Genomic DNA, 20,792 nt, shown 5'->3' with positions numbered 1-20,792 from the left:
GTAAGCTAAAAGGGAACTTATTACTCAACAAAACAAGACTTAAAATTTTGTGCAATGTTATTGATTATAGCTAGATATGCATCTTTTCCAGGCTCTATGTCTGATCCAATAGGATCAAGAACTACCATTTTTGCGTCATTAGAAAGAGCATTAGGCTTTATGCTGTCTTCCTGTGAATGAGCAAATATACATTTAACGTTTTCTTCCTTCATTATCTTTTTTAGCTTCATTAAACTCCTCATACCTATGTAAGAATCCTCTTCTATGGAAAGAATGGCACTTGGGTGATTTAAACCAAAATATTTTTCAAAATATTGATAAGCATCGTGAGTGACGATATATTTTTGATTTTTAAAATCATTCAGTTCTTTCATAATTTCTTTTACTTCTTGGTCTATTTTTTTTATAGCTTTTGTTGCATTAGAGTTGTATCGATGGGAATTTTCTTTATCTATGTTAGACAATGTTGCACTTACAGAAAGTATCATGCTCTTTGCATTTTCGGGACTCAGCCAAATGTGTAAATCTTTTTCATCTTTAATGTGAGTAATTTTTCTAGAAAATGAATGTGGCCGAGTAGGAAGTAGGTTGATTGCCTTTGACAATTGCACTAGTTCTTTATTATTTTTGGCGAAAGTTTGAACAAACGTCTCTAAGTTATCGTCAACATAAAATATAACGTCACTTGATTCTAAATTACTCGCATCAGATGGCTTTAATATATAATTATGCGCAGATGTTGCATAGCCAAGCAATTCCGGTTCTAAAATCCCTTCTGTAATAGAAGCTACAAGTGAGTGGATAGGTTTGATTGTAGCTACAACTTTTAAATTGGATGAAAAGGCGATATTATAGTATAGTGTAAATGAAAGTAATAGAAAAAAAGTCAGTAAATGTCTCATATAAACGTTGAGAAGAAGTTAAATTTTGTCAATAAATTGAATAATGTCAATAATCGTGTTCTAAAAATAGAAAATCTTGCTCTCACATATGATGGTAAAAGAATCCTTGACAATATCAATATGTTCATGGAAAGAGGAGACATAATTACAATACTTGGTCCAAATGGTGGAGGTAAAACCTCTTTAGTGAAAGCAATTGCTGGCATAAATAAAAGCTGTACCGGTAATATCGTATTTGCTGACAACATAAAAATTGGCTATATGCCGCAAAATTTTAGTATTAGTAATTTGATGCCAATAACAGTTGAATATTTCCTTTTAAATAGCTCCTTGAAAAGACTAAAGAAAAATCAATCCATTATTACAGAAACGATAGAGTTGGTTAGTATCGGTAACATTTTGAAGAATCAAGTGTTAGAAATTTCTGCAGGGCAAACACAATTATTGCTACTTGCACGTTGTTTAATTGCAGAGCCTGACTTGATCATTCTAGATGAACCAGTTAGTGCAATGGATATTAACGCGCGGGCTAAATTTTATGATATTATAAATAAAATAGCAAAAAAACGATTGGTATCGATTCTTATGACTTCTCATGATCTTAACTCTGCTCTACCATCCTCAGATTACATAATTTGTATAAATAATACTATCTATTGCCAAGGCAAGCCTGATGAGATTATGAAAAATAGAACCCTAAATGAAATATTTAGCAGTTACGCAGCGAAATGATTCAAAATATTTTGCGTCTTCTGCACATAACTACGGTGCTGACGCGTTACAATATATTACCTTATTTACTTCCACCATCAAAAAAATCAATAAATAAAATACAAGGCCACAAGCTAAAGTGTGCTCTTGAAAAATTAGGTCCGGTGTTCATTAAGTTTGGGCAGTCTATCTCATCACGTACTGATGTTTTAAATGAAGATATAACAAATAACTTGTTATTGATATGTGATAGATTGCCATCATTTTCACATAAAATAGCAGTTAAAACTATAGAAAGTGAGTTTAATTGTAAATTGAGCGACATTTTTTCAAGCTTTTCTGAAAAGCCAATTGCAGCAGCATCGATTTCTCAGGTGCATAGAGCGGTTACAACTGAGGGTAAGGAAGTTGCTGTAAAGGTTTTAAGGCCAAATATTGAGAAAACATTCTCAAGAGATATAAAAATGCTTTCTTGGCTTGCAGAAATTGCAGAAAAATTTAGCGAACAATCAAAAAGGCTGAGGCCAATTGAATTAGTTAAAACTTTTGCTGAAATTTGCCGATTAGAGTTAGATCTACGTTTTGAAGCTGCTCACTCTTCGGAACTAAAGGAAAACACAAAAAATGACAGAGGTTTTTATGTACCTGAAATAGATTGGAATAGAACTGCAAAAAAGGTTTTAACATTAGAATGGATAGAAGCAACGCCAATATACGAAGTTGAAAAACTGAATAATCATAAGCAAATAGCTATCAATCTTATAGAATCGTTTTGTAATCAGGTATACAGGGATTGTTTTTTTCATGCTGATATGCATCCTGGAAATCTAATGGTTGATAGTAATAACAATATTATTGCTCTGGATTGTGGAATCATGGGTAGAATAGATCGTGAGACATGCTATTACGTTATAGAGATACTCAAAGGCTTTTTAAATCGGGATTATGATCACGTTGCAAAAATGCACTTTAAAGCTGGTTACGTTTCATCACAGCATAGAAATTTTGTCACAGCTTGCAGGGCAATAGGTGAACCCATTATTGGGCAGCCTATACAGAAGATTTCATTTGCTAGTTTACTTGCTCAGCTATTAAAAATAACTGGTGATTTTGATATGAAAGTTCAAACACAATTGTTATTGCTGCAGAAAACTATGATTTTACTGGAAGGGACATGTAGAAAGATCTACCCAGAAATCAATATGTGGAAAGTAGTTGAAGCGTGGATAAGCAGTCAACATGAAAGTAAAATAGGGTATAGGGAAAAAATTAGAAGTTCTTATCCTGTAAAAACAATCCAAGGGATATTTAGCCTTATAGAAAAATTGAACCTAATAGCTGATAAAAAATTAGAAAACATCCAAATTAAAAATAAATCAAATGGAAAAGTCTATTTTTTATTGTGGTTTGTAATTATAATTCTAATCGTTAAACTTTTAATTTCTTAAACTATGGGAAAAAACTGCGTCAAATCCAATTTTTATTCAACTTAATTTTTAATCTGCAGGAGCCGAGTTGAGAATGTCCAATTTTCCACTTTCTTTATGTATCTGTTCAGCAGAGTGGCAAAATAAGGTAGACGAGAAAAGACAACTATAGGAACAAATGGGTGTCATGCCAGTGCGTGACACTGGCCTCCTGTTTCAATGTTAAACAAAATACCATAGAATTCAAAAAGACAATTCCTAGAAAATTTCTACATCCAAAAAAGGCATAAGTTATGTTAATGCTGTTTGAATGAGATGATATAAAGATAAGCCAAATTTTTACAAAGAAAACATTTCAAGCAGCAAGACACCTTTGATTGAAAGAGAGCACCAAATTTATGGGGTGAGTAACTGCGCTATTTCAACTATAGTATTTTCTAAAACGAATGATAAACGTCTAAAATGGTATTACCAACTAAAAGGTGTAAGTCTGTACATTGATGCATTAGAGGTCTGAGGCAACTTTTGATGGTGTGCCAACAATGCTCTATCGGATTTAGATCAGGTGAATATGTTGGAAGATAAAGCAAATGACAGCCAAAAGACTCTATTAATGACTTTGTTTTGGGAGTTTTATGGAATGTAGCATTATCCATAACTATGGTTGTATCACGCTGTAATTGTGGAAGTAATCTTCGCTCTAACCATACATTAAATATATCTTTATTACACCCTCCTGTGAAGGTCATTGGTGCAATAAACTTCTCATCCACCTATTATACTCACTCTTTCCCGCTTTTTTCCTGGAACATCAGCATATATTTTTTCTCCTCTTGGAGCTCGTGCATATTCTCGGTATAGTCTATTATCAACTCCTGCTTCATCTATATATAAAATGCTACAGTGGTCTATTTTTGAGACTTTATCGATAAATTGCTGCCTATCTTCTTGATTGCGCTCTTGATAGAATGTGACTTTTTTTAAAGGTTATTTTTAGCTGTCTTAATCTATACCAAATTGCACTTATCCCAAAGCCAAGGTTTTGTTTCATTTCTGCTAGTGTGTGATCTGGGTGTTTTTTGACATATTCTTTGAGTATTTCTGGATCTATTTTTCGAATAAAACCAGTACTTTTTACCGCTTTGAGACCTTGGCCAGTAGCTTTCTTTTTTAGCCATCTATATAGTGTTGCTATCCCTATCTCAAAAACCTCTGCAACTTCAACCTTTGACTTTCCTTTTTCTACCAAAGACACTGCTTTTTCCCTTAAATCTACACTATATACCATCGCTTTCCCTACTTTAAAAAAACATATTATACCTTTATCATTCGCTTTTGAAAATACTATAGTTAGCGGAATGACGGTTTTTCAAATTGTCGGTAAATCTAAGTCAGTTTAGCTATAATTTCCTAAATTTGCTCACAATCTCTTGACTTGACACATATGTTTTTTTCCCAAATGTTACTATCTTCCTCCTTTTCCTTTCTCAATTTGTGCAACCATTTCCTTTACATTTGCATGCGTGAGAAGGGAATTTTTGCTGATATGAGATTTTGGATCAGATTTTGCTGTTACGTGTTTCGTTGCAGATCTTTTATTCTCTGTTAGAAATGAATGAGATTGTTTTTTCTTCACACCGATATCCGCTTGTGCTGCTGGAGTGGTTTTGCTTTCAGCAAGCTGTACATTAGCATTTCCTTTTGCTTGATTTTGCTCAAATTTTTCTTTTAATGCCTTTACTTTACTGCCCATCTCGCGATTAGCTCCTCCTTTCATAGTAGCTGCTGCTACTTTTGGTATCGCCTTACCAGCAGCTTTTTGTGCTGATTTCCTATTGTCTTGATTTTCAGATTCTAGTGGTACTCTTTCAGCTGATTTTTTAAGAATTACTCCTACTACTTTTGGCTCTGTGCTTACTTTTTGATTAGCACGGCTTAGATTTTTAGGCTTTGGCGGTACTGCAGGTTTATCTTTGATTACCACTTTCGATTCTTGTCTAACTTCTTGACCAGTAGTAAACATTTTTTTTGGCACTTGCGGTGGTTTTGGTGGTACGAGGGATTGAGGTTGTTGTTTCTGCTTACGTTCTCTTTTTGCTTCTATATGTTCTTTAGGAACTGTTGCATAAATTGGCTCTTCTTTGGGCGATTTTGAACTCTGCGAATTTTCTATTAAAATTTTACTCTTCTTCTCTTGATAATTTGATATCTCTTTGTATACAGACTCTTCATTTAATGAACTTCCATAGCCTGAATCTTCTCTCTGCTCATATAAAGGATTTTCCTTTTGCTTTTTCTCTTGATAATTTGATATGTCTTCATATTCAGACCCCTGATCTAATGAACTTTCATAGCCTGAATCCTCAGAAGGATTTTCCTTAGCATCAGGCATACTAAAACTATTAGCTCCTTTTAGTAAAGAAGATGTAGACTTTGCCTTGCTTTCTCCATCTGAGGATATTTCTGATTTAAAGCGTACCTTCCTCGAATCTGGAGCAGCCGGAGGTGCTGTTGTTGGTCGCTTTATTTGCCTCATGCGATTACCACCTAATTTTTCTTTCGGCTGTTCTTCTTTTCGCAGCTCAAAAGTACCTTCCTTTTGCTTTCTACCTTCCAAACTCACTTCGTGTGATCTATCTTTTCCTTGACTCTTTTCACTTTGTTCTAAATTTAAAGAATCTTTTAAAATATTATTTTTTCTGAAATCTTTTTCTAATTGTTCCAAGAGATCAATTTTTTTTAAAATTCTTGTATACTTAGCTGCTGTTTCTAAAGTGAAACTTGACAACTCATCATTTACAAAATTACTTATACTACTGTTCTTGGTTGGAAAATTTTTTCCCAAAATTCTATTCATTAATGTTTTAAAAAGACCTAATGGCTGTTCTACATAATTGTTCAAGTCAGTATATATAACAAACTCAGCTATACCTTTTGCCTCACCTGTAAAACCTTCTAATGCATGAGATAAATCCCTTAACGTTTTGTTATATTGTTTCTCTGCATTTCCTAGCTTTACAGCTTTGATCAGAGAATCGAGATTTTTTTTATAGTTCTCACTTTTAAATGGATTATTCATACTAATTACAGCTCATTATTTATTAAAATATAGATCTAAAATATTAAGATCTAGTAAATATTACTTTTGTAATTCATGTAGAACTATAGCTATAATAAGTAAGATTTCCCTACGTCATACCGCCGCGGTATCTCCAGATCCCCCTAACAACTTACTATTACCCACAAATATGAGGTTCGTGAGCAAGTCGCCATCCTTCTGCTAAATCAAAGAGACGTTTATATCCTTTCCAAAGAGTAATTGGTCCTGGTTTTGGGTCATTTTTTCTTGCTAAATGGCCTCCAAGTTCATGAAACAGCTTCTTTTATGTTGGGAACTACACTTGGACATGGTTTTCTGTGTATTTTAACGTATAAAACTTTCCATTCTTCTTCAGCTAATAAGGTAGTACATGGTAATGTTGGGTTAGCTCTTGCAATTGATGTAATAAAGAAGATCCTCCAAGCAATAATACTCATAACTGTTAGATATCTCATTAGTCTTTCTGCTATTCCAAGCCTACATTCTTCAACTTTGAGACCGAATTTAAAATTTTATGTAATATCTCTATTTTCCATCTAAGGCAATACCAACTAATTTTTTCAACAGCTTCATCGAAAGTATTAACTGAAAGATTCGTTAATAGCATCCATTCTAGCGGTTTTTTTTAAGGGAAGGGGAGTTTTCTCAACAACATAAACTGCATAAAGTGGTAATTTAGGTAGTTCTTCCGTCTTATGCCTAATATTATTCTTAGATGGATTCATCATAAACTTTCCAAATCTAACTTCCAAACGTGCTGTTCTTTTTGGCTTATTATCTTTTACAGGAACTTCAACTTCTACCGTACCTGCACAATGAGAGGATTTAATAAATGCCCATAACTTCTGCTCACCTTTTTCAGGATATCGAGATTTTCTATTTACTGCTCTATCTCTGCATGCTCTAACTAGCACTGCCGAATTAAGATTATGTGCAAGCTCAAAAAAGTCATATATATCTGCTTCTCTATCGCATACAGTTATAGTCTCAGTTTGAGTTGGATCAATAATATTATTTGTTTTTCTTAAAGTTTCCAACCACTTTACGCTTTCTTTATCTTCAATGCGATCGCTCTTTTTTTTAAGGTTCTCAGTTTCTTCAGGTCTTGAATAAACTTTTTGATCTAGTATCCCTAGTACCAAACCTTCTATACTAACGGCAAGAGCTGTATGCATTATAATACCTTTTGCAGTATCATAACTGGACAAATTTGCTAATCCGCTTGTTTTTTTATGGTTATTATATACAATGTAACTGGTATCTTGAATGACAAGAACCCTCTTGTGAGCTTTTGTTCTCTCAACCGTCTTATTAATATGTGTAGCTAAAATATCACTTTCTTTTACATTCTCATTTTGAAAAAAAAGGTATGCTGCTTTTGCTTCTGACCAACTTCCGCATGCCTCATTAATTGAGCTTTCAGGTAAACTTATCAAACTATCAGCAATCTTTACTAATCGGTCAGTTAATCTTTTATCTCCAAATTCATTTTTAGCCCATTCACTACTTTTACTTGCCATTTTACACCCTCAATATTTGCAAACTTTAATATTGTAATATTTTACTTTTTAGTCCATTTATATTTGTGGGTAATAGTAAGGAATGACACCGTCTTGGATGGAAACCAGTGTCAGCTACTTTCATGACACCATCACAAGGTGAAACTGGATTCCAGTGGGCTTTGTTGCATCGCTCAAGTGAAAAGAACTGGCAGTTACTGACAAAATTCATTATAAATAGCCATTTAACTGTTGAAGAAAAAATATGCCACAAAAAATGAGAGTCAGTAACTGCCATGAATATAACAAATTTCTCCAAGAAAGAGGAAGCATTTTTTGTTATATCAATGACGCCATAGAAAATTGGTACGAGAATTGTCCAAAAATGCAGGGCGGCAACTATATTTATAGTGATAAAGTTGTGATTTTGGTGCATATAATCGTCAGTTTCTTTAGAATTGGTTTAAGACAAACAGTCGGGTTTATAAAAGGGTATTTGCAACAAATAGGAAGAGATTTGGCAGTTATCAGCTATTCACAAGCATCAAGAAGGTTTAAGAAACTTAATATTAAGATAAATGATTGCAGAAAATAATATGGAAGATATCGAAATTGCTATAGACAGTACAGGAATTAGTATATACAACAACACTCCTGGTCACAGCAAGGAAAATAGCACTGACAGAAAATATCGTGGCTATGAGCAAACGAGAAAATTGCACGTAATGTTGAATATAAACAACAAAAAAGCCATAGCTGTAAAATACAGTAACGGTGTCTACTCTGATCACTATGGAGCTTGTGATTTGCTAAAAGAAGTTGATTTTCAGCATGCCATAAAAGCACTATATGCAGATAGAGCATGTGATAGGCACAAGTTTTATAAGTTGTGTAACGAATATGATATAAAGACAAAAATTCCACCAATAAACAATGCGGCAGAACATCCAGAAATAGATTATATGTCTGACAGGAATGCTGCTATTAGGTTAATAAAATTATACGGTGAAGATGGCATGAAAGAATGGAAAAAAGAAGTAAATTATGGGAAAAGATCTTATATTGAAGGGTTTTTCTCAAGATTAAAGCAAATATTCGGATTTAGTTTGAGGAATAAATCTGAGATAAATCGAGAAAAAGAACTGCTAATCAAATGCTATTTGCTTAATAAATTCACTGATATTGGTATGGCTAAATTTGAGATAGTTACATGAATTTACCATAAATCACCATCTCATAAAGTGTGATGCAACAAAGCCCACTTGGATCCAGGAAAGTTTGCTTGTTTACAAGCAAACTAGCATAGAAAGTGGTTACAACGTTTTCGATGAGATTATATGGAAAACTGGATTCCAGTGTCAAGCACTGGAATGACATCACAGGGGCACTGGGATGACACCTTTACGTTTGAGGCAAACTAGCTATAACACTTAACATACTACCTTTGCAAACAAATGTTCATACAGTACGCGCTGGCGTTATTTTCTCTTGATGAATAAACCTCGGTAGAGTATAGTAGCAGTGCGTTTATATAGATTCTAATGAGTAGTTTAGTTTTGATTTATACAACTTTTTCAAATTTTGAAGAAGCTAAAACTATTTCTGAAGAATTGTTAAACGAGAAATTAATTGTATGTGTAAATATATTTCCCGAAGTGAATTCTCTGTATTTATGGGAAGGTAAAATTAGTAATAGTTGTGAAGTAGTAGCAATTATGAAAAGCAAAAATGATCAAGTTGATAAAATTGTAGAAAAAATTGAAGCAATGCATTCTTATGATCAGCCAGCTATTGCTGTGATGCCCATAGAAAAAGCAAATAAATCTTTTACTAATTGGGCTAATAGTGTTATTGATGTAAGTAGTATTGGGGTGTAGCCAAGTGGTAAGGCAGCGGTTTTTGATACCGCCACGCGAAGGTTCGAATCCTTCCACCCCAGCCATGTTGAAGTGGGTGTGAAATGATATCACTTTTCTATAAATTAAGATTATTGAATTATATATTAGGTAGTCTAAAAGATATAATTGTGAAACTGTTTCTCTTCACAATGTATCTTTACACATTCAGCATTGTGCTCATGTTTCTCAGCAATGGTTTTTGGTATGCTGTAGAATTTTGCTCTTTCAAAAATGCGTTTTACCGTTTGTTTCAATATTGCAAGTGGTATTATGAAAATAGGGAAGATCTCGGTTACGGAATTTCTATTCGAATATTAGTGGCGTTTCTTACTCCGCATTTTCTCTATAAATTATTACTTGGCACAGGCTGGAAGTCCTTTTTAAAGGAAAAGATAATACAGATACTCAACACAAGAAGAAAAAAGGGTAGTGAGTTCAGTAACAGTAGCAAACCAAGTGGCAGTAGTTATAGTGATAAGAATAATTACAGCAATAACAGTGGTAACAATGAGCGTCAAGCTCAAGATGCAAAGCGAAAAGTAAACATGATAAAGCAGCTATTAATCAAAGATATAGAGGCAACTATAGATAGGAGATTGAATTATATTTTTTTCGGTAAAAGGAGTAAACCTCATTAAGTATATAAAAAGGCTTTATCTAGTAAGGCTTTTTAAGGTTGGCTGTATTTTATTTTTTACGTATACCGGATCACAATCAGCCAATATACATGTGTGCACAAAATCTTGACTAAAGTCTGATAACCAAGAAATTGCCTTACGTTTTTCTACCAAGCTTTCTGTTTTTTTGCAGTGACTTGCTGCATCAATCATTGCCTGCGCTATTACTGATTTCCACAGCAAATAATACCTTTGTATATCATCTGACGTACTATTTGTTTCATAGTGGTTAAAAAATTCTTTAAAATTGAAGTTGTTTGACATAATGATACCTCTTTGGATTGAAATTTGAAATGATTTGAGTTTATGTCGCCACAGCAGATTCCGCTAACAAGCAGCGGGATAACGAATTACTTAACCGTCATTACACCGTCATACCGCGATTCATTCGCGGTATCTCAGCCGCTAACAAGAGATCCCGCTAACAAGCAGCGGGATGACGAATTACTTAACCATCATTACACCGTCATACCGCGATTCATTCGCGGTATCTCTTAGCCGCTAACAAGTAGCGGGATGACGAGCTTATCGTCACGCCGCCACGAACCGTCATACCGCGATTCATTCGCGGTATCTCAAAGCATAGATCCCGCTAACACGTAGCGGGATGACGATTGTCGTTTAGCCATAAACATTAAGAAATTTACCAAATAAAAAAAAGGCAAAAGAAGCCCTGGGGTTATTATCCGCTTTAAAATATTGGCGTTTTTTATGTTTTAAACGCTTGACAAGCGAGATTCAGCCGCTTTTAATTGCAACTAACTTACGCTGCAAATGTTTAAGAAATTTACTAAGCAGAAAAAAAGACAAAGAATCCCCAAGTTAGCTAGTCTTTTACTATCTCTGTCGAGTATTGGCATTTTTTGATGTCTTGTAACGCTTTATAAGCGCGTTCAGCTTATTTAGATAAAAATCTAGATGTAGATGAAGTTTTGTAAAGACATACAGTATCTATATACTGCAAAAAATTGAACATAAGACGCCGATACATTAAGTAATCCTTACCTTTTAATCTGCAGATTGGCGAAAGCAAATACAATAGCTTCAGTTTCATGATAAGGGGGCTGGCGAGGTTTGTCAAGGAAGTTTTTTTGTTTCTGCGGGCTACCTGGTTTTTCTACTGAAATTTTGAAAAATGTAATCTACTCCTATATTCAAATATATCAAGCAGTAATTCAAAATCAGCCATTGCGCCTTTTGCGTTATTATACGCGAGATTGAGCAGCTCTTTGTCCTGATATAAATCAGCAAATTTAAATTCCATACATCCTGATTGTTTTGTGCCTAAAATATCTCCACTGCCTCTTAGCATCATATCCCTTTCAGCAATGTAAAATCCATCTTGTGACTCACACATGATCTTTAACTTTGAAGATGAGCTTTTACTTAAATTATCGTATAATAATACACAAAAAGATGGCTTGTTTCCTCGCCCTACTCTGCCTCTTAACTGATGCAATTGTGATAACCCAAATTGCTCTGCATTTTCTATAATCATGATGGTTGCATCTGGCACATCTATACCAACTTCTATCACAGTGGTTGCAACAAGCAGAGAAAATTCATTCCTTTTGAAGGAAAACATAACTTGATCTTTCTGCTCCTGAGTCAATTTTCCGTGTATTATCCCGACTTTATCAAGAAATGTTTTTTGTAATTCCTGAAAACGCATCTCTGCTGCAGCAATATTGGTCTCTTCGTTTTCTTCTATATATGGACAAATCCAATATGCTTTTTCGCCCCTGTTTATAGCACCTTTTAGCTTTTCAATAACATCTGGCACCCTACTAATGTTCATAGTTACAGTTTTTATTGGCAATCTGGATTTTGGTTTTTCTTTCAAAATTGAACATTCAACGTCACCATACATAGCTTGCTGCAAAGTTCTTGGAATGGGAGTTGCAGTAACGAAAAGTATATCGGCATTTTCTCCTTTTCCTACCAAGCGATTTCTCTGCATCACTCCAAATCGCTGTTGCTCGTCTATGACTGCAAGCCCTAAATTTTTAAATGTAACGTTAGCTTGAAATAGTGCATGAGTGCCAATCACTATATTTAAAACACCACTTGCAAGTTCGTTCATGATAATCTTTCTTTCCTTGCGCGAAGTTTTACCAGTAAGCAGCGCAACTTTTATATCGGTACAGGATAAAACTTCCTCAATCCAATTATAATGTTGCTCCGCCAAGATAGTAGTCGGTGCCATTAGAGCTGCCTGCATGTTGTTTTCTACCACATTTATCATTGCAAAAAGTGCAACTACGGTTTTGCCACTACCAACATCACCTTGCAGCAAGCTTATCATGCGATACTTGGATTTTTGTCTCTCTGAGATCTCATCTATTGCACGAGTTTGATCATTTGTTAATTGAAACGACAATTCATTTAAAACTTGCTCTTTGTATTTACTCAATATTATAAATTCTCTTCCCCTTTCTTTCACATGATTTTTTCTTGCAAGTTTCAGCGCTAGCTGATACGCAAACAATTCATCATAAGCAAGCCTTTTTCTACAAACCTCAGCTTCCACCAATGAGCTTGGTCTGTGCAACTTTATGATGCTTTCCCTCCAACTTAACCATTTTTTTTGCTTGATTAATGTATCATCTATCCACTCTGGTAAATCAGGCAATTCCTTTAGATTAGAGCTTATTATGTTCCCAATGCGCTTATTGGTAATGCCACGGCATAATTGGTAAACTGGCTCTATGCAAGCTATTTTTTTAAATTGGTTGATGTCAAGCGACACGTAATCTGGATGAGTAATTTGCCAATGTTCAGCAAATTTTTCGAGTTTGCCACTGATGATCACATTCGCTCCAATTGGAAATAGTTTATATAAATACTTAACTGAGTAATTAAAAAAGACTATGAATATATACTGACTCTCACTTTCAACGACTATTTTATATGGTCTACCTCTAAAAGTGGGCGACTGATGCTCATAAACTTTTGCAATGAAAGTTGTAAATTCTCCAACTCGAGCATCAGATAGTAACTTGCTTCTATCCACATAACTAAGTGGCTTATAAAACAGCAGATCCACCACCTTGTCCCCACCACAAAGTTTAGGCAATATTGCGGAATGGAACTTAGGTATATTCTCCAGCCTGCTATTTAGAAAAATCTGATTGCTCATTGAGATTCATACATGTGTAAAACTGTTATAGAGCCTTTTTAAAATCTTGTCACCTTATGGTCAGGTATGCACTATAGCTAGCACAGCTCTCTAACGTTATACCGCGATTCATTCGCGGTATCTCAGCCGCTAACACGTAACGGAATGACGAATTTGTTGTTTTTAAAATCATCGGTAAGCCTAAGTTACCCCTAACTATATTTGCTATCATAGGGCTTATAGTAGGTATTTTATTAACTTATTAATCATTTTTATGTATTATTATACTATCAGCAGTCTATATCAAGGTATTCATAATGAGTAGCTCTATATCAGAAGAAAAGGAAAATCCAGTAGTTACATTAAGAGCTCAAGCAGAAAAGTTTGGTTTTAGCAAGTTAAGAGCTGGTAAAGACAATGCTGAAGCGAATTCTGGTAATACAGCGTTCTTAGATTTTCAGAGAATGGATTTTGTTATTAACGGCAAAAGTATAAGTAGAGATTTGATTGCCGAGCTATACAAAGAACATGATAGTTTACTGCCAAAAAGTGAAGGTAAAAATGAAGACTACCGCCCATTTGCAAGAAAAGTTTTTAAGGAGATGTTCAAATACGCTAAGGCAGAAGTTCCAAGTGACTCTATCTTGGAAGAATTAGTTATCAATTGTAATCAAGCAGGATATGAAGCTGGTGTACATATAGAGTTTCAAGGTGCACTTAGCCAGCATTCATTCATAATAGAAAGACCTGAAAAAGTGATAAGTATTGACTGTGTTAGCCAAAATAATGTGAGTGTTAAATCTGATATGACATTACCAATATTTTTCCAAAGGAGTGACGGTACATTCGGTGACAAGGTGTGTGATCTATCCAGCTCACTAGAATTCACGCTTAAGTCTCAAGATGATAAAAATGTAACATACACAAATGGTAACTTGTCACTTACTGTTCCTGAGAGACTGAAGGACTATAATATAGGTGATAAAAGCTTATTTGACATTATAAAAGAATACTTTCAGAAATTGTGCGAGAGGCTTGGATTTTTTAAAATAAAAATAGAGCATGGTTTAGGCGATCCACTAGAAGTAAGCGACCATCTGGAAAATATGGAACCCCCTATTCGTAGTAATGAGCACGGCCTGAATTAAAATATCTTGAGCTTGTTTGCACAATCAATCACTTCAGCATTTAGAAATTGTTTTTTAAACCAGGTATACTGACGTTTCGCGTAGTGTCTTGTGTTTGTTTGAGCAATTTGTATCGCTTCGTCTAAAGTAATCTCACCTTTCAAGTACTTTATAATTTCTGGCACTCCGTGTGCTTTCATAGCTGGCAAATGTGGGGCTAGGTTCATGCTAAGTAGCTTTTTTACTTCATCAATTGCTCCATTTTCAATCATTGTAATGAAACGAGAATTTATTTTTCGGTATACATCTTCACGTTTAGGCAGAATTGTATATATCTTAAAATTATTGAATAAAGGAGGCTGTCTATTCTCTTGCCATACAAAAATTGACTTGCCAGTTTCAGTGATAACTTCAAGTGCCCTTGAAAGGCGGTGCGAGTCATTCATGAACACTTTACCTTGAATCCTTGGATCTTTGCTTAGCGCTAATTTGTAAAACTCCTCTTTACTTAAATTTTTCCTGAGCTCACTTACGTTTTTTCTCACTTTCTGACTTATTTGTGGCATTGATGATAAGCCTTTGATTAAACTGCTGATGTAAAGCCCGCTTCCTCCAGTGATGATAGGTATTTGAGCATTTTCTAATGCGTGATTAACTTCTTTTTCTAAATCTTCTAACCATAGACCCACGGAATAATTTTCTTTTGCTGAAACATAACCATATAGTTTATAAAATACTTCTTGCTTTGGTGGTTGAGCAGTAATTATGGGAATTTCTTCATATACCTGCTTTGAATCACAATTTATTATACTAATATTTCCATATTTTTCTATCAGGTTATCGCATAATTCTGATTTACCTGAGGCCGTAATTCCTGTAATAATTACTATATTATTTTTCATTTATATTAATTTAATTAACATATGATAAAGTGTAGTAAAAGTTTGGATTCTACAATCTAAAGTTTGGAGATTTTTATGGCAGAAAACAACGACAATAATTCATTTACTAAGCGTTTCACAAACAGGACTCCTGGCGGTACAGGGGAAGGTTTTTCCAGTAAGTATTCGTCTCAAAACACCAAAGAACGGGCATTAGGGGAAAAAGGAAAAATTTCTGAATTAGCAGGCAAAAAAACCGAATCCAAGGAAGCTTTTTCTGAAAGTGGCGGCATAAAAAGTAAAAGCAGAACTGTCAATGAAAGATCTTTTGCTGATGCAACAAAAAGAAGTAGGTCAGATCTTGTATACTTAGTCCGTGGTAAAGATCGTGGAAAATCAGCGTGGCATTATGTGTTAGTTGATAAAGAGAAAAGAGAAATGTTTCTAGCAAAAAGCAGAACTGGCTCTATAGATGTTGCAGACTATGGAGAGATTTTGTATTCAGGATGGGGAGAGGATCCACCACAGGCAATAATTGATAAAGTCAATGAAGAGTTTGGGTTGTAGCAAATCTGCATAACAAATGGTAAGCTGCGTTGCATTACGTTTACAAAAACTAGCAGTTACTATATAAGATACAGTGCAACAAAACTGATCTAGTTGTTATGAATAAGTTTTTAGCTATATGGTATCTAAAATAATAAATGCAATACAGAACAATTTATTAGTGTGTTTTCCAACAGAAACAGTGTATGCTCTTGCTTGTAATGCACTAGATAATGAATCTATAGGAAAAATATATCAGATAAAGAAACGCTCTCAAAATAAACCACTGTCTATATTTGTTAGTGATATTTACAATTTGACAAAAATAGCAAAGGTAAAGGAAAGATATATTGATTTAATAAACCACTTTTCTCCTGGACCAATTACCTATATTTTACCACTTAAAAACAACAACATATTGCCAAACGAATTCTTTAAAGATAGTATAGGTATCAGAATTCCTGAGCATCCTATTGCAATTTCAATACTAAACAAACTGAAAGTTCCAATAGTTGCAACTAGTATAAATATTTCAGGAGAAAAAAGTGTATGTAAGGCAGACGATATACCACAATCCATTAAGCAACATTTATCTGCAGTGATTGAAGATGACGAATTAGTTTCTGGTATAGAATCTACTATTATTGACTTAACCGAAGATAAGATTAAGGTTTTAAGGGAAGGTGCAATTTTATTACAAACAGTAAACAATGCATTTTCAAACTAAGATCTATAGGAGAAAGAATGAAAAAAGTAATAGGTCACAACCAGGCCAAAAAAAAATTAATGAACAACTTATCTGTTCAGTCTTGGCTGATCTGTGGTAAAAAAGGTATAGGAAAAGCAACACTTGCAAAATCCTTCTCCAATTGGTTACTCATAAAAAGCTATAATGAAGTAGCATTGGACTTACACATTGTTGAAGGTGATACTATCGGAATAGAAAAAGTCAGAGAAATGAAAAACTTTCTACACTTAAGTCCCATTCAATCAGAACACAAAATAGCTATAATAGATAGCTTAGAGGCAATGACTAATAACGCTAAAAACGCAATATTGAAAATATTAGAAGAGCCGCCAAAAAATTCTAAGATATTTATAATTAGCCATAAGCCATATGATATACAAACCACTATCTTGTGTAGGTGCTTTCAGCTGAATTTACTCCCATTAACTTATGATGAAACAAAGCAAGTTGTTTCATCTCAATGTAAATTTGATGATCAAATATTTGATGAAATCATTACTTTATTTCCTGGAATGCCAGGAATGATAATAAATGCAATAAGTAGTGATGCTTATGAAGCATACAAGTGCTTTTATAAATTTCTTCATGATTTAAAGAATCCCAATATGATTAATAAAGTAATTAATAGCGAAATCGAACTAGAACTAGCATCATATATAATTCAGGCCTTCATTTTAGAAAGCATAAAGAGAGAGGTAAATGATGTTGAAATTCTGCTAAGTCAGTGGAAAAAAATAGATGAACTTTTTGTTGTTGCTAAGCAACTCCACTTAGATAAAAAGCATGTTTTAGCTAATGTAGTTAATATCATGACATAAGTTTACAAAGTATAATACTTTTAACATAAATTCATGATAAAATCCTGTTAATTTAATACTTGAAGTATATAATTTGACTGATAATAAATTAACTGTATGGCAATCAATAGAAGTTTTGACGAAAGCTATACTGAATATGCAGAAAGAATTGAGTTCAATCAAGAATATAGCTTTAGACCAGGACGTCACCTTAGAAAAAGGAAAGGAGTTATTAAGTGGCATCTATGAGGCAAATTTTAAGCTAAACAAGGCAATCAATATAGCCACTTTGCCAAAAATTGGCTATCATATGCTAAATGGTGAGTTTGTTGTACGTAATCATATCACGGAAGAGGAAGTAAGGATTCCTAGAGATTTTCATTACCTTAAAGTCGTAAAATCCGATCATGATAATTATAAATTAACGTTTTGTAATTTTTTAGGTAATGAGTTTTTTGAATATAAAAAGTATGATCCACAATATTCTGGCGTTTCAGATGAATATAAGTTTGTGGATTTTGGTAGTGTAAAAAAGACTCATAATCTAAAATTTAAGGAATACGTTGGTCATGCACCTAAATTTTTTGCTGCAGAAGGGCCTATTGAGCCTGGATCCCAAAACCATGTAATTGATCTATTTGAGCTAGTCAAAAGTGGTAAAGGTAGAAAAGTGGGAACCTTTGCTGATGAATTTGGTTATTTTGATGATCAAAATAAATTACATTATTATAATTATCACAAAAGTGTAGAAAGTAATACTTATGATCCTGAAAATTTCAGTGTAAAAATGATAAATATAGATGTGAGCAAAATCGATAAATTCTACCTCATTGCAGAACAAGGTGATATAATCATTCATCCTATTTGGGAAAATTTAGACATATTTTAAAGTTTTTTTTAGAGTATCTAAGCTTATTGTTATTATAATGATCCGATTAGGTCTGGTAGTATTGTGTTATGGAAGATAAATTGCTTGAATCAGTAAAAAACAAAAGTTATTTCAGTAAAGCAGTCGAATGGTACTGCCATAGGTATCTGTTTTGTGTAGCAGAAAGATCTTGGATGGCATTAATAGTATCGCTTCTCCTAGTATGCTTATGTTTATTAACATTAAACATATACCTGTTATTTCCTGTTAAAAAAGATTTAAATTTTGTGAAGTATATGAACCACACAGAAGATGAGTTCTCTGCAATGCATAAGCTTAGTTTCAGTAAAAAGGAAGATGAATACACTTCCACAGCGAGGTACTTAATAAGTAAATACATTGAAGTATACGAGTCCATTAAGACCGTTGAACCGAAGTACCAAGAAAATTTTATAAGAAACAATTCTATACATAAAATCCATCAAGGCTTTCAGGAAAAAACGAATAATGAAGCTGTTTCATCCAAAAGAAAAATTACCAACATAAACGTAATAACATTATCTATTGACCGATCGACCAAGGACCTAGTTACATTTGCTGGAAATGCTACTGTAGTTTTTACAACCGAGCAAAATAAGGAGGATACTGTGGAGATTAGCTTCACTTTGTCGAATATAAAAGCAACTCTGGCTGGTATAATACCATTTAAATTTATTGTTAATGGTTATAAATACAGATTTTAAAATATTACTTGGTAGCTAAAAAAAATAACCAAAGTGCATGTAGCAGTAATAACTGGAGGTAAAACTAGAAGAATTGGTGTTTTTTTAATAAAGTAATTCTGAGAAGGTTTTAAGAAAAAGGCGTTGTAAATTATCGGTAAAAAGTACAGAGCGTTGAGTATAGTACTAACAATTAACACTAGAGTTACAAACACAGAAAGTATTACATTGCCAGAGTTGAAAACAGCTTGAAAAATGAGAAATTTACCCCAAAAAGTCGGAGCAGGCGGCACCCCTATCATAGACAACGCACCTATAGCAAATGCTGTCATGCTAATTGGCATACTGCGTCCTATACCGTAAATCTTATCTATATACTTCTCACCTGCTCTTGTTATTATTGCTCCTGCAACGAAAAACAAAGTGATTTTTGCAAATGCGTGGCAAACTAATTGGAAAATTGCAACCCTCATGCTGAGCTCACTAAAAATTGAAGCGAATAATATAATATACGACAATTGAGAGATGGTAGAGTAAGCAAGCAATTTTTTTAATTCTTTTTGCTTTAATGCAATCAATGATGCAGTAATAATAGTAAATCCAGCAGCGTACGGAAGCCACCCTCCAGCAAACCAACTTTGCTGCGCAAAACGTTGCATGTTACCGATACCGAAAGTGTATAATATAACTTTTATGATGATGAAAACTCCGGATTTCACAACAGCAACAGCATGCAGTAGTGCGCTTACAGGAGTTGGTGCAACCATTGCTTTTGGTAACCAAAAATGCATTGGCATTAATGCAGCTTTTCCTATTCCGTAAATCAGCATAGCAAAACACACTGCAATGAAAGTGATGAGTGAAGTATCAAATTTGAATATTCCACCACTTACAAAGTCTAAAGTATGAAATTCATTATATAAAAGGCCTATTGCAGGAAAAAACAATACCAAAGAAGAGAAAAATAGCACGCCAAAGTAATAGCGCCCTGCAATCATTGATTCATTTGTTGAGTTGTAAGTAACCAGAGGGTATGTACTAATAGTTAGAAGCTCATAAAAGACAAATGTAGTGAGCAAATCTCCAGAAAAAGCAATAAACATTGCACAGCTAATTGATATTGAAAAAAAGCATAGAAAACTTGAGTGATTGCTATCAGCATAGTTATTCTGCATATAACATATTGCATATATACTGGTCAGCACCCATAAAAACGATATTAATAAACTGAATATTACTCCGGTAGACTCTAGCTTTAAACTAATGTGCAAATTATTACCAAAATCCATGAGGATAAATTGAGAATGATCACCATACACCCAATATAAAGTGCACAGACACGTATACGTAAACAGAAGTACAGAAGAAGTGACAGTAATACTATTGTTCACTCCGGGCCATTTACCAGTAAAAAAAATAACTAACGCACTTAAAAGTGGAATCAACGCAGTAATTAATAAATAATTCTCAGTAATTGAAAATGGTAAGGAAAGATACATTAAGATATAGTCCATTAAATTTTTTGTTTAGGTAAAGCTAGAATTATACTAAAATCATAGAAAAACTGCTATGTTTTTTTAGTTGTTGCATATGCTATAGCTATACTGCCGCGGTATCTCTAGATCCCGCTAACACGTAGCGGGATGACGAATTTGTCGTTACGTCATACCGCGATTCATTCGCGGTATCTCATCCGCTAACTAGTAGCGGGATGACGAGCTTATCGTCATGCCACCGCGAACCGTCATACCGCCGCGGTATCTCAGCATAG

Annotated in this window: 21 protein-coding genes, 1 tRNA gene and 1 pseudogene; 14 read left to right on the top strand and 9 right to left on the bottom strand. The window is 34.0% G+C overall.

Annotation, left to right across the window (positions count from 1 at the left end; all coding sequences use genetic code 11):
• Positions 1-20: 20 nt before the first annotated feature.
• Positions 21-902: a zinc ABC transporter substrate-binding protein gene (locus tag AAGD59_RS06040; protein ID WP_012673303.1), complete on the bottom strand. Its 882-nt coding sequence runs from the start codon at positions 900-902 to the stop codon at positions 21-23.
• Between AAGD59_RS06040 and AAGD59_RS06035 the strand changes: the two genes are divergently transcribed.
• Positions 894-1,634, top strand: coding sequence for a metal ABC transporter ATP-binding protein (locus tag AAGD59_RS06035; RefSeq protein ID WP_015589282.1), 741 nt, complete (start codon positions 894-896; stop codon positions 1,632-1,634). The two genes, AAGD59_RS06040 and AAGD59_RS06035, sit on opposite strands and share 9 nt — an antisense overlap.
• Positions 1,631-3,061: a 2-polyprenylphenol 6-hydroxylase gene (gene ubiB / locus AAGD59_RS06030; protein ID WP_012673305.1), complete on the top strand. Its 1,431-nt coding sequence runs from the start codon at positions 1,631-1,633 to the stop codon at positions 3,059-3,061. The genes AAGD59_RS06035 and ubiB overlap by 4 nt, the downstream gene beginning before the upstream one ends.
• A 416-nt stretch (positions 3,062-3,477) precedes the next feature.
• On the opposite strand, the gene AAGD59_RS06025 is transcribed toward ubiB, so the two are convergent.
• The 4 genes and pseudogenes from AAGD59_RS06025 to AAGD59_RS06010 form a co-directional block, all read right to left on the bottom strand.
• Positions 3,478-3,813, bottom strand: a complete 336-nt coding sequence (locus tag AAGD59_RS06025) for a transposase (RefSeq protein ID WP_049973597.1) — start codon at positions 3,811-3,813, stop codon at positions 3,478-3,480.
• A gap of 167 nt (positions 3,814-3,980) precedes the next feature.
• Positions 3,981-4,328, bottom strand: a complete 348-nt coding sequence (locus AAGD59_RS06020; protein ID WP_022626382.1) for an IS630 transposase-related protein — start codon at positions 4,326-4,328, stop codon at positions 3,981-3,983.
• Positions 4,329-4,505: 177 nt separating this feature from the next.
• A complete protein-coding gene (locus AAGD59_RS06015; protein WP_141457261.1) occupies positions 4,506-6,119 on the bottom strand; it encodes a hypothetical protein in 1,614 nt (537 codons plus the stop codon).
• Positions 6,120-6,276: 157 nt separating this feature from the next.
• Positions 6,277-7,660 (bottom strand): annotated as a pseudogene (locus AAGD59_RS06010) (IS4 family transposase).
• 122 nt (positions 7,661-7,782) lie between these two features.
• On the opposite strand from AAGD59_RS06010, the gene AAGD59_RS06005 reads away from it, so the two are divergent.
• The 6 genes from AAGD59_RS06005 to AAGD59_RS05980 all read left to right on the top strand — a co-directional run bounded on the left by AAGD59_RS06005 (position 7,783) and on the right by AAGD59_RS05980 (position 10,175).
• Positions 7,783-7,920 (top strand): hypothetical protein, encoded by a 138-nt coding sequence (locus tag AAGD59_RS06005; protein WP_179943636.1) that lies wholly within the window; start codon positions 7,783-7,785, stop codon positions 7,918-7,920.
• Entirely contained in the window at positions 7,905-8,234 is a 330-nt protein-coding gene (locus tag AAGD59_RS06000) for a transposase (RefSeq protein WP_141456678.1), read from the top strand. The genes AAGD59_RS06005 and AAGD59_RS06000 overlap by 16 nt, the downstream gene beginning before the upstream one ends.
• Positions 8,218-8,853, top strand: coding sequence for a transposase (locus tag AAGD59_RS05995; RefSeq protein WP_265027790.1), 636 nt, complete (start codon positions 8,218-8,220; stop codon positions 8,851-8,853). Before AAGD59_RS06000 ends, AAGD59_RS05995 begins: the two co-directional genes overlap by 17 nt.
• Before the next feature lie 327 nt (positions 8,854-9,180).
• Positions 9,181-9,516, top strand: a complete 336-nt coding sequence (gene cutA / locus AAGD59_RS05990) for a divalent-cation tolerance protein CutA (RefSeq protein ID WP_015589221.1) — start codon at positions 9,181-9,183, stop codon at positions 9,514-9,516.
• Positions 9,507-9,581 (top strand) — tRNA-Gln (locus AAGD59_RS05985). Before cutA ends, AAGD59_RS05985 begins: the two co-directional genes overlap by 10 nt.
• 135 nt (positions 9,582-9,716) lie before the next feature.
• A complete protein-coding gene (locus AAGD59_RS05980; protein WP_022626355.1) occupies positions 9,717-10,175 on the top strand; it encodes a hypothetical protein in 459 nt (152 codons plus the stop codon).
• A gap of 15 nt (positions 10,176-10,190) precedes the next feature.
• Here the strand turns inward: AAGD59_RS05980 and AAGD59_RS05975 are convergent, their stop codons facing one another.
• Complete coding sequence (locus AAGD59_RS05975) at positions 10,191-10,478, bottom strand: hypothetical protein (protein ID WP_007549783.1); 288 nt, start codon at positions 10,476-10,478, stop codon at positions 10,191-10,193.
• 853 nt (positions 10,479-11,331) lie between these two features.
• Positions 11,332-13,353, bottom strand: a complete 2,022-nt coding sequence (recG, locus tag AAGD59_RS05970; RefSeq protein ID WP_015589220.1) for an ATP-dependent DNA helicase RecG — start codon at positions 13,351-13,353, stop codon at positions 11,332-11,334.
• 296 nt (positions 13,354-13,649) lie between these two features.
• On the opposite strand from recG, the gene AAGD59_RS05965 reads away from it, so the two are divergent.
• Positions 13,650-14,480 carry a hypothetical protein gene (locus AAGD59_RS05965; RefSeq protein WP_015589219.1) on the top strand — a complete coding sequence of 277 codons (831 nt, stop codon included), beginning with the start codon at positions 13,650-13,652 and terminating at the stop codon, positions 14,478-14,480.
• Here the strand turns inward: AAGD59_RS05965 and miaA are convergent.
• Positions 14,477-15,361, bottom strand: coding sequence for a tRNA (adenosine(37)-N6)-dimethylallyltransferase MiaA (gene miaA / locus AAGD59_RS05960; RefSeq protein ID WP_006280293.1), 885 nt, complete (start codon positions 15,359-15,361; stop codon positions 14,477-14,479). The two genes, AAGD59_RS05965 and miaA, sit on opposite strands and share 4 nt — an antisense overlap.
• 75 nt (positions 15,362-15,436) lie before the next feature.
• Here miaA and AAGD59_RS05955 point away from each other — a divergent pair, with 75 nt between their 5' ends.
• From AAGD59_RS05955 to AAGD59_RS05935, 5 genes are all read left to right on the top strand, one after another.
• The gene (locus tag AAGD59_RS05955) at positions 15,437-15,907 is read left to right on the top strand and encodes a hypothetical protein (RefSeq protein WP_015589217.1); all 471 of its coding nucleotides are present in this window, start codon (positions 15,437-15,439) and stop codon (positions 15,905-15,907) included.
• A gap of 118 nt (positions 15,908-16,025) precedes the next feature.
• Positions 16,026-16,613 carry an L-threonylcarbamoyladenylate synthase gene (locus tag AAGD59_RS05950; protein ID WP_141457207.1) on the top strand — a complete coding sequence of 196 codons (588 nt, stop codon included), beginning with the start codon at positions 16,026-16,028 and terminating at the stop codon, positions 16,611-16,613.
• 17 nt (positions 16,614-16,630) lie between these two features.
• Positions 16,631-17,452, top strand: coding sequence for an AAA family ATPase (locus tag AAGD59_RS05945; protein ID WP_141457205.1), 822 nt, complete (start codon positions 16,631-16,633; stop codon positions 17,450-17,452).
• A 73-nt stretch (positions 17,453-17,525) separates the two neighbouring features.
• Complete coding sequence (locus tag AAGD59_RS05940) at positions 17,526-18,320, top strand: hypothetical protein (RefSeq protein WP_015589214.1); 795 nt, start codon at positions 17,526-17,528, stop codon at positions 18,318-18,320.
• A gap of 68 nt (positions 18,321-18,388) precedes the next feature.
• Positions 18,389-19,042, top strand: a complete 654-nt coding sequence (locus tag AAGD59_RS05935; protein WP_015589213.1) for a type IV secretion system protein VirB8 — start codon at positions 18,389-18,391, stop codon at positions 19,040-19,042.
• On the opposite strand, the gene AAGD59_RS05930 is transcribed toward AAGD59_RS05935, so the two are convergent.
• Complete coding sequence (locus AAGD59_RS05930) at positions 19,039-20,535, bottom strand: proton-conducting transporter membrane subunit (RefSeq protein WP_041573531.1); 1,497 nt, start codon at positions 20,533-20,535, stop codon at positions 19,039-19,041. The genes AAGD59_RS05935 and AAGD59_RS05930 overlap by 4 nt on opposite strands.
• Between the last annotated feature and the right edge of the window lie 257 nt (positions 20,536-20,792).

The organism is Wolbachia endosymbiont (group A) of Cephus spinipes, from assembly GCF_964026895.1.
Lineage (GTDB): Bacteria > Pseudomonadota > Alphaproteobacteria > Rickettsiales > Anaplasmataceae > Wolbachia > Wolbachia pipientis.
Note: the sequence above shows the minus strand (reverse complement) of the source record. Positions and strands in the feature narration are given on the sequence as shown.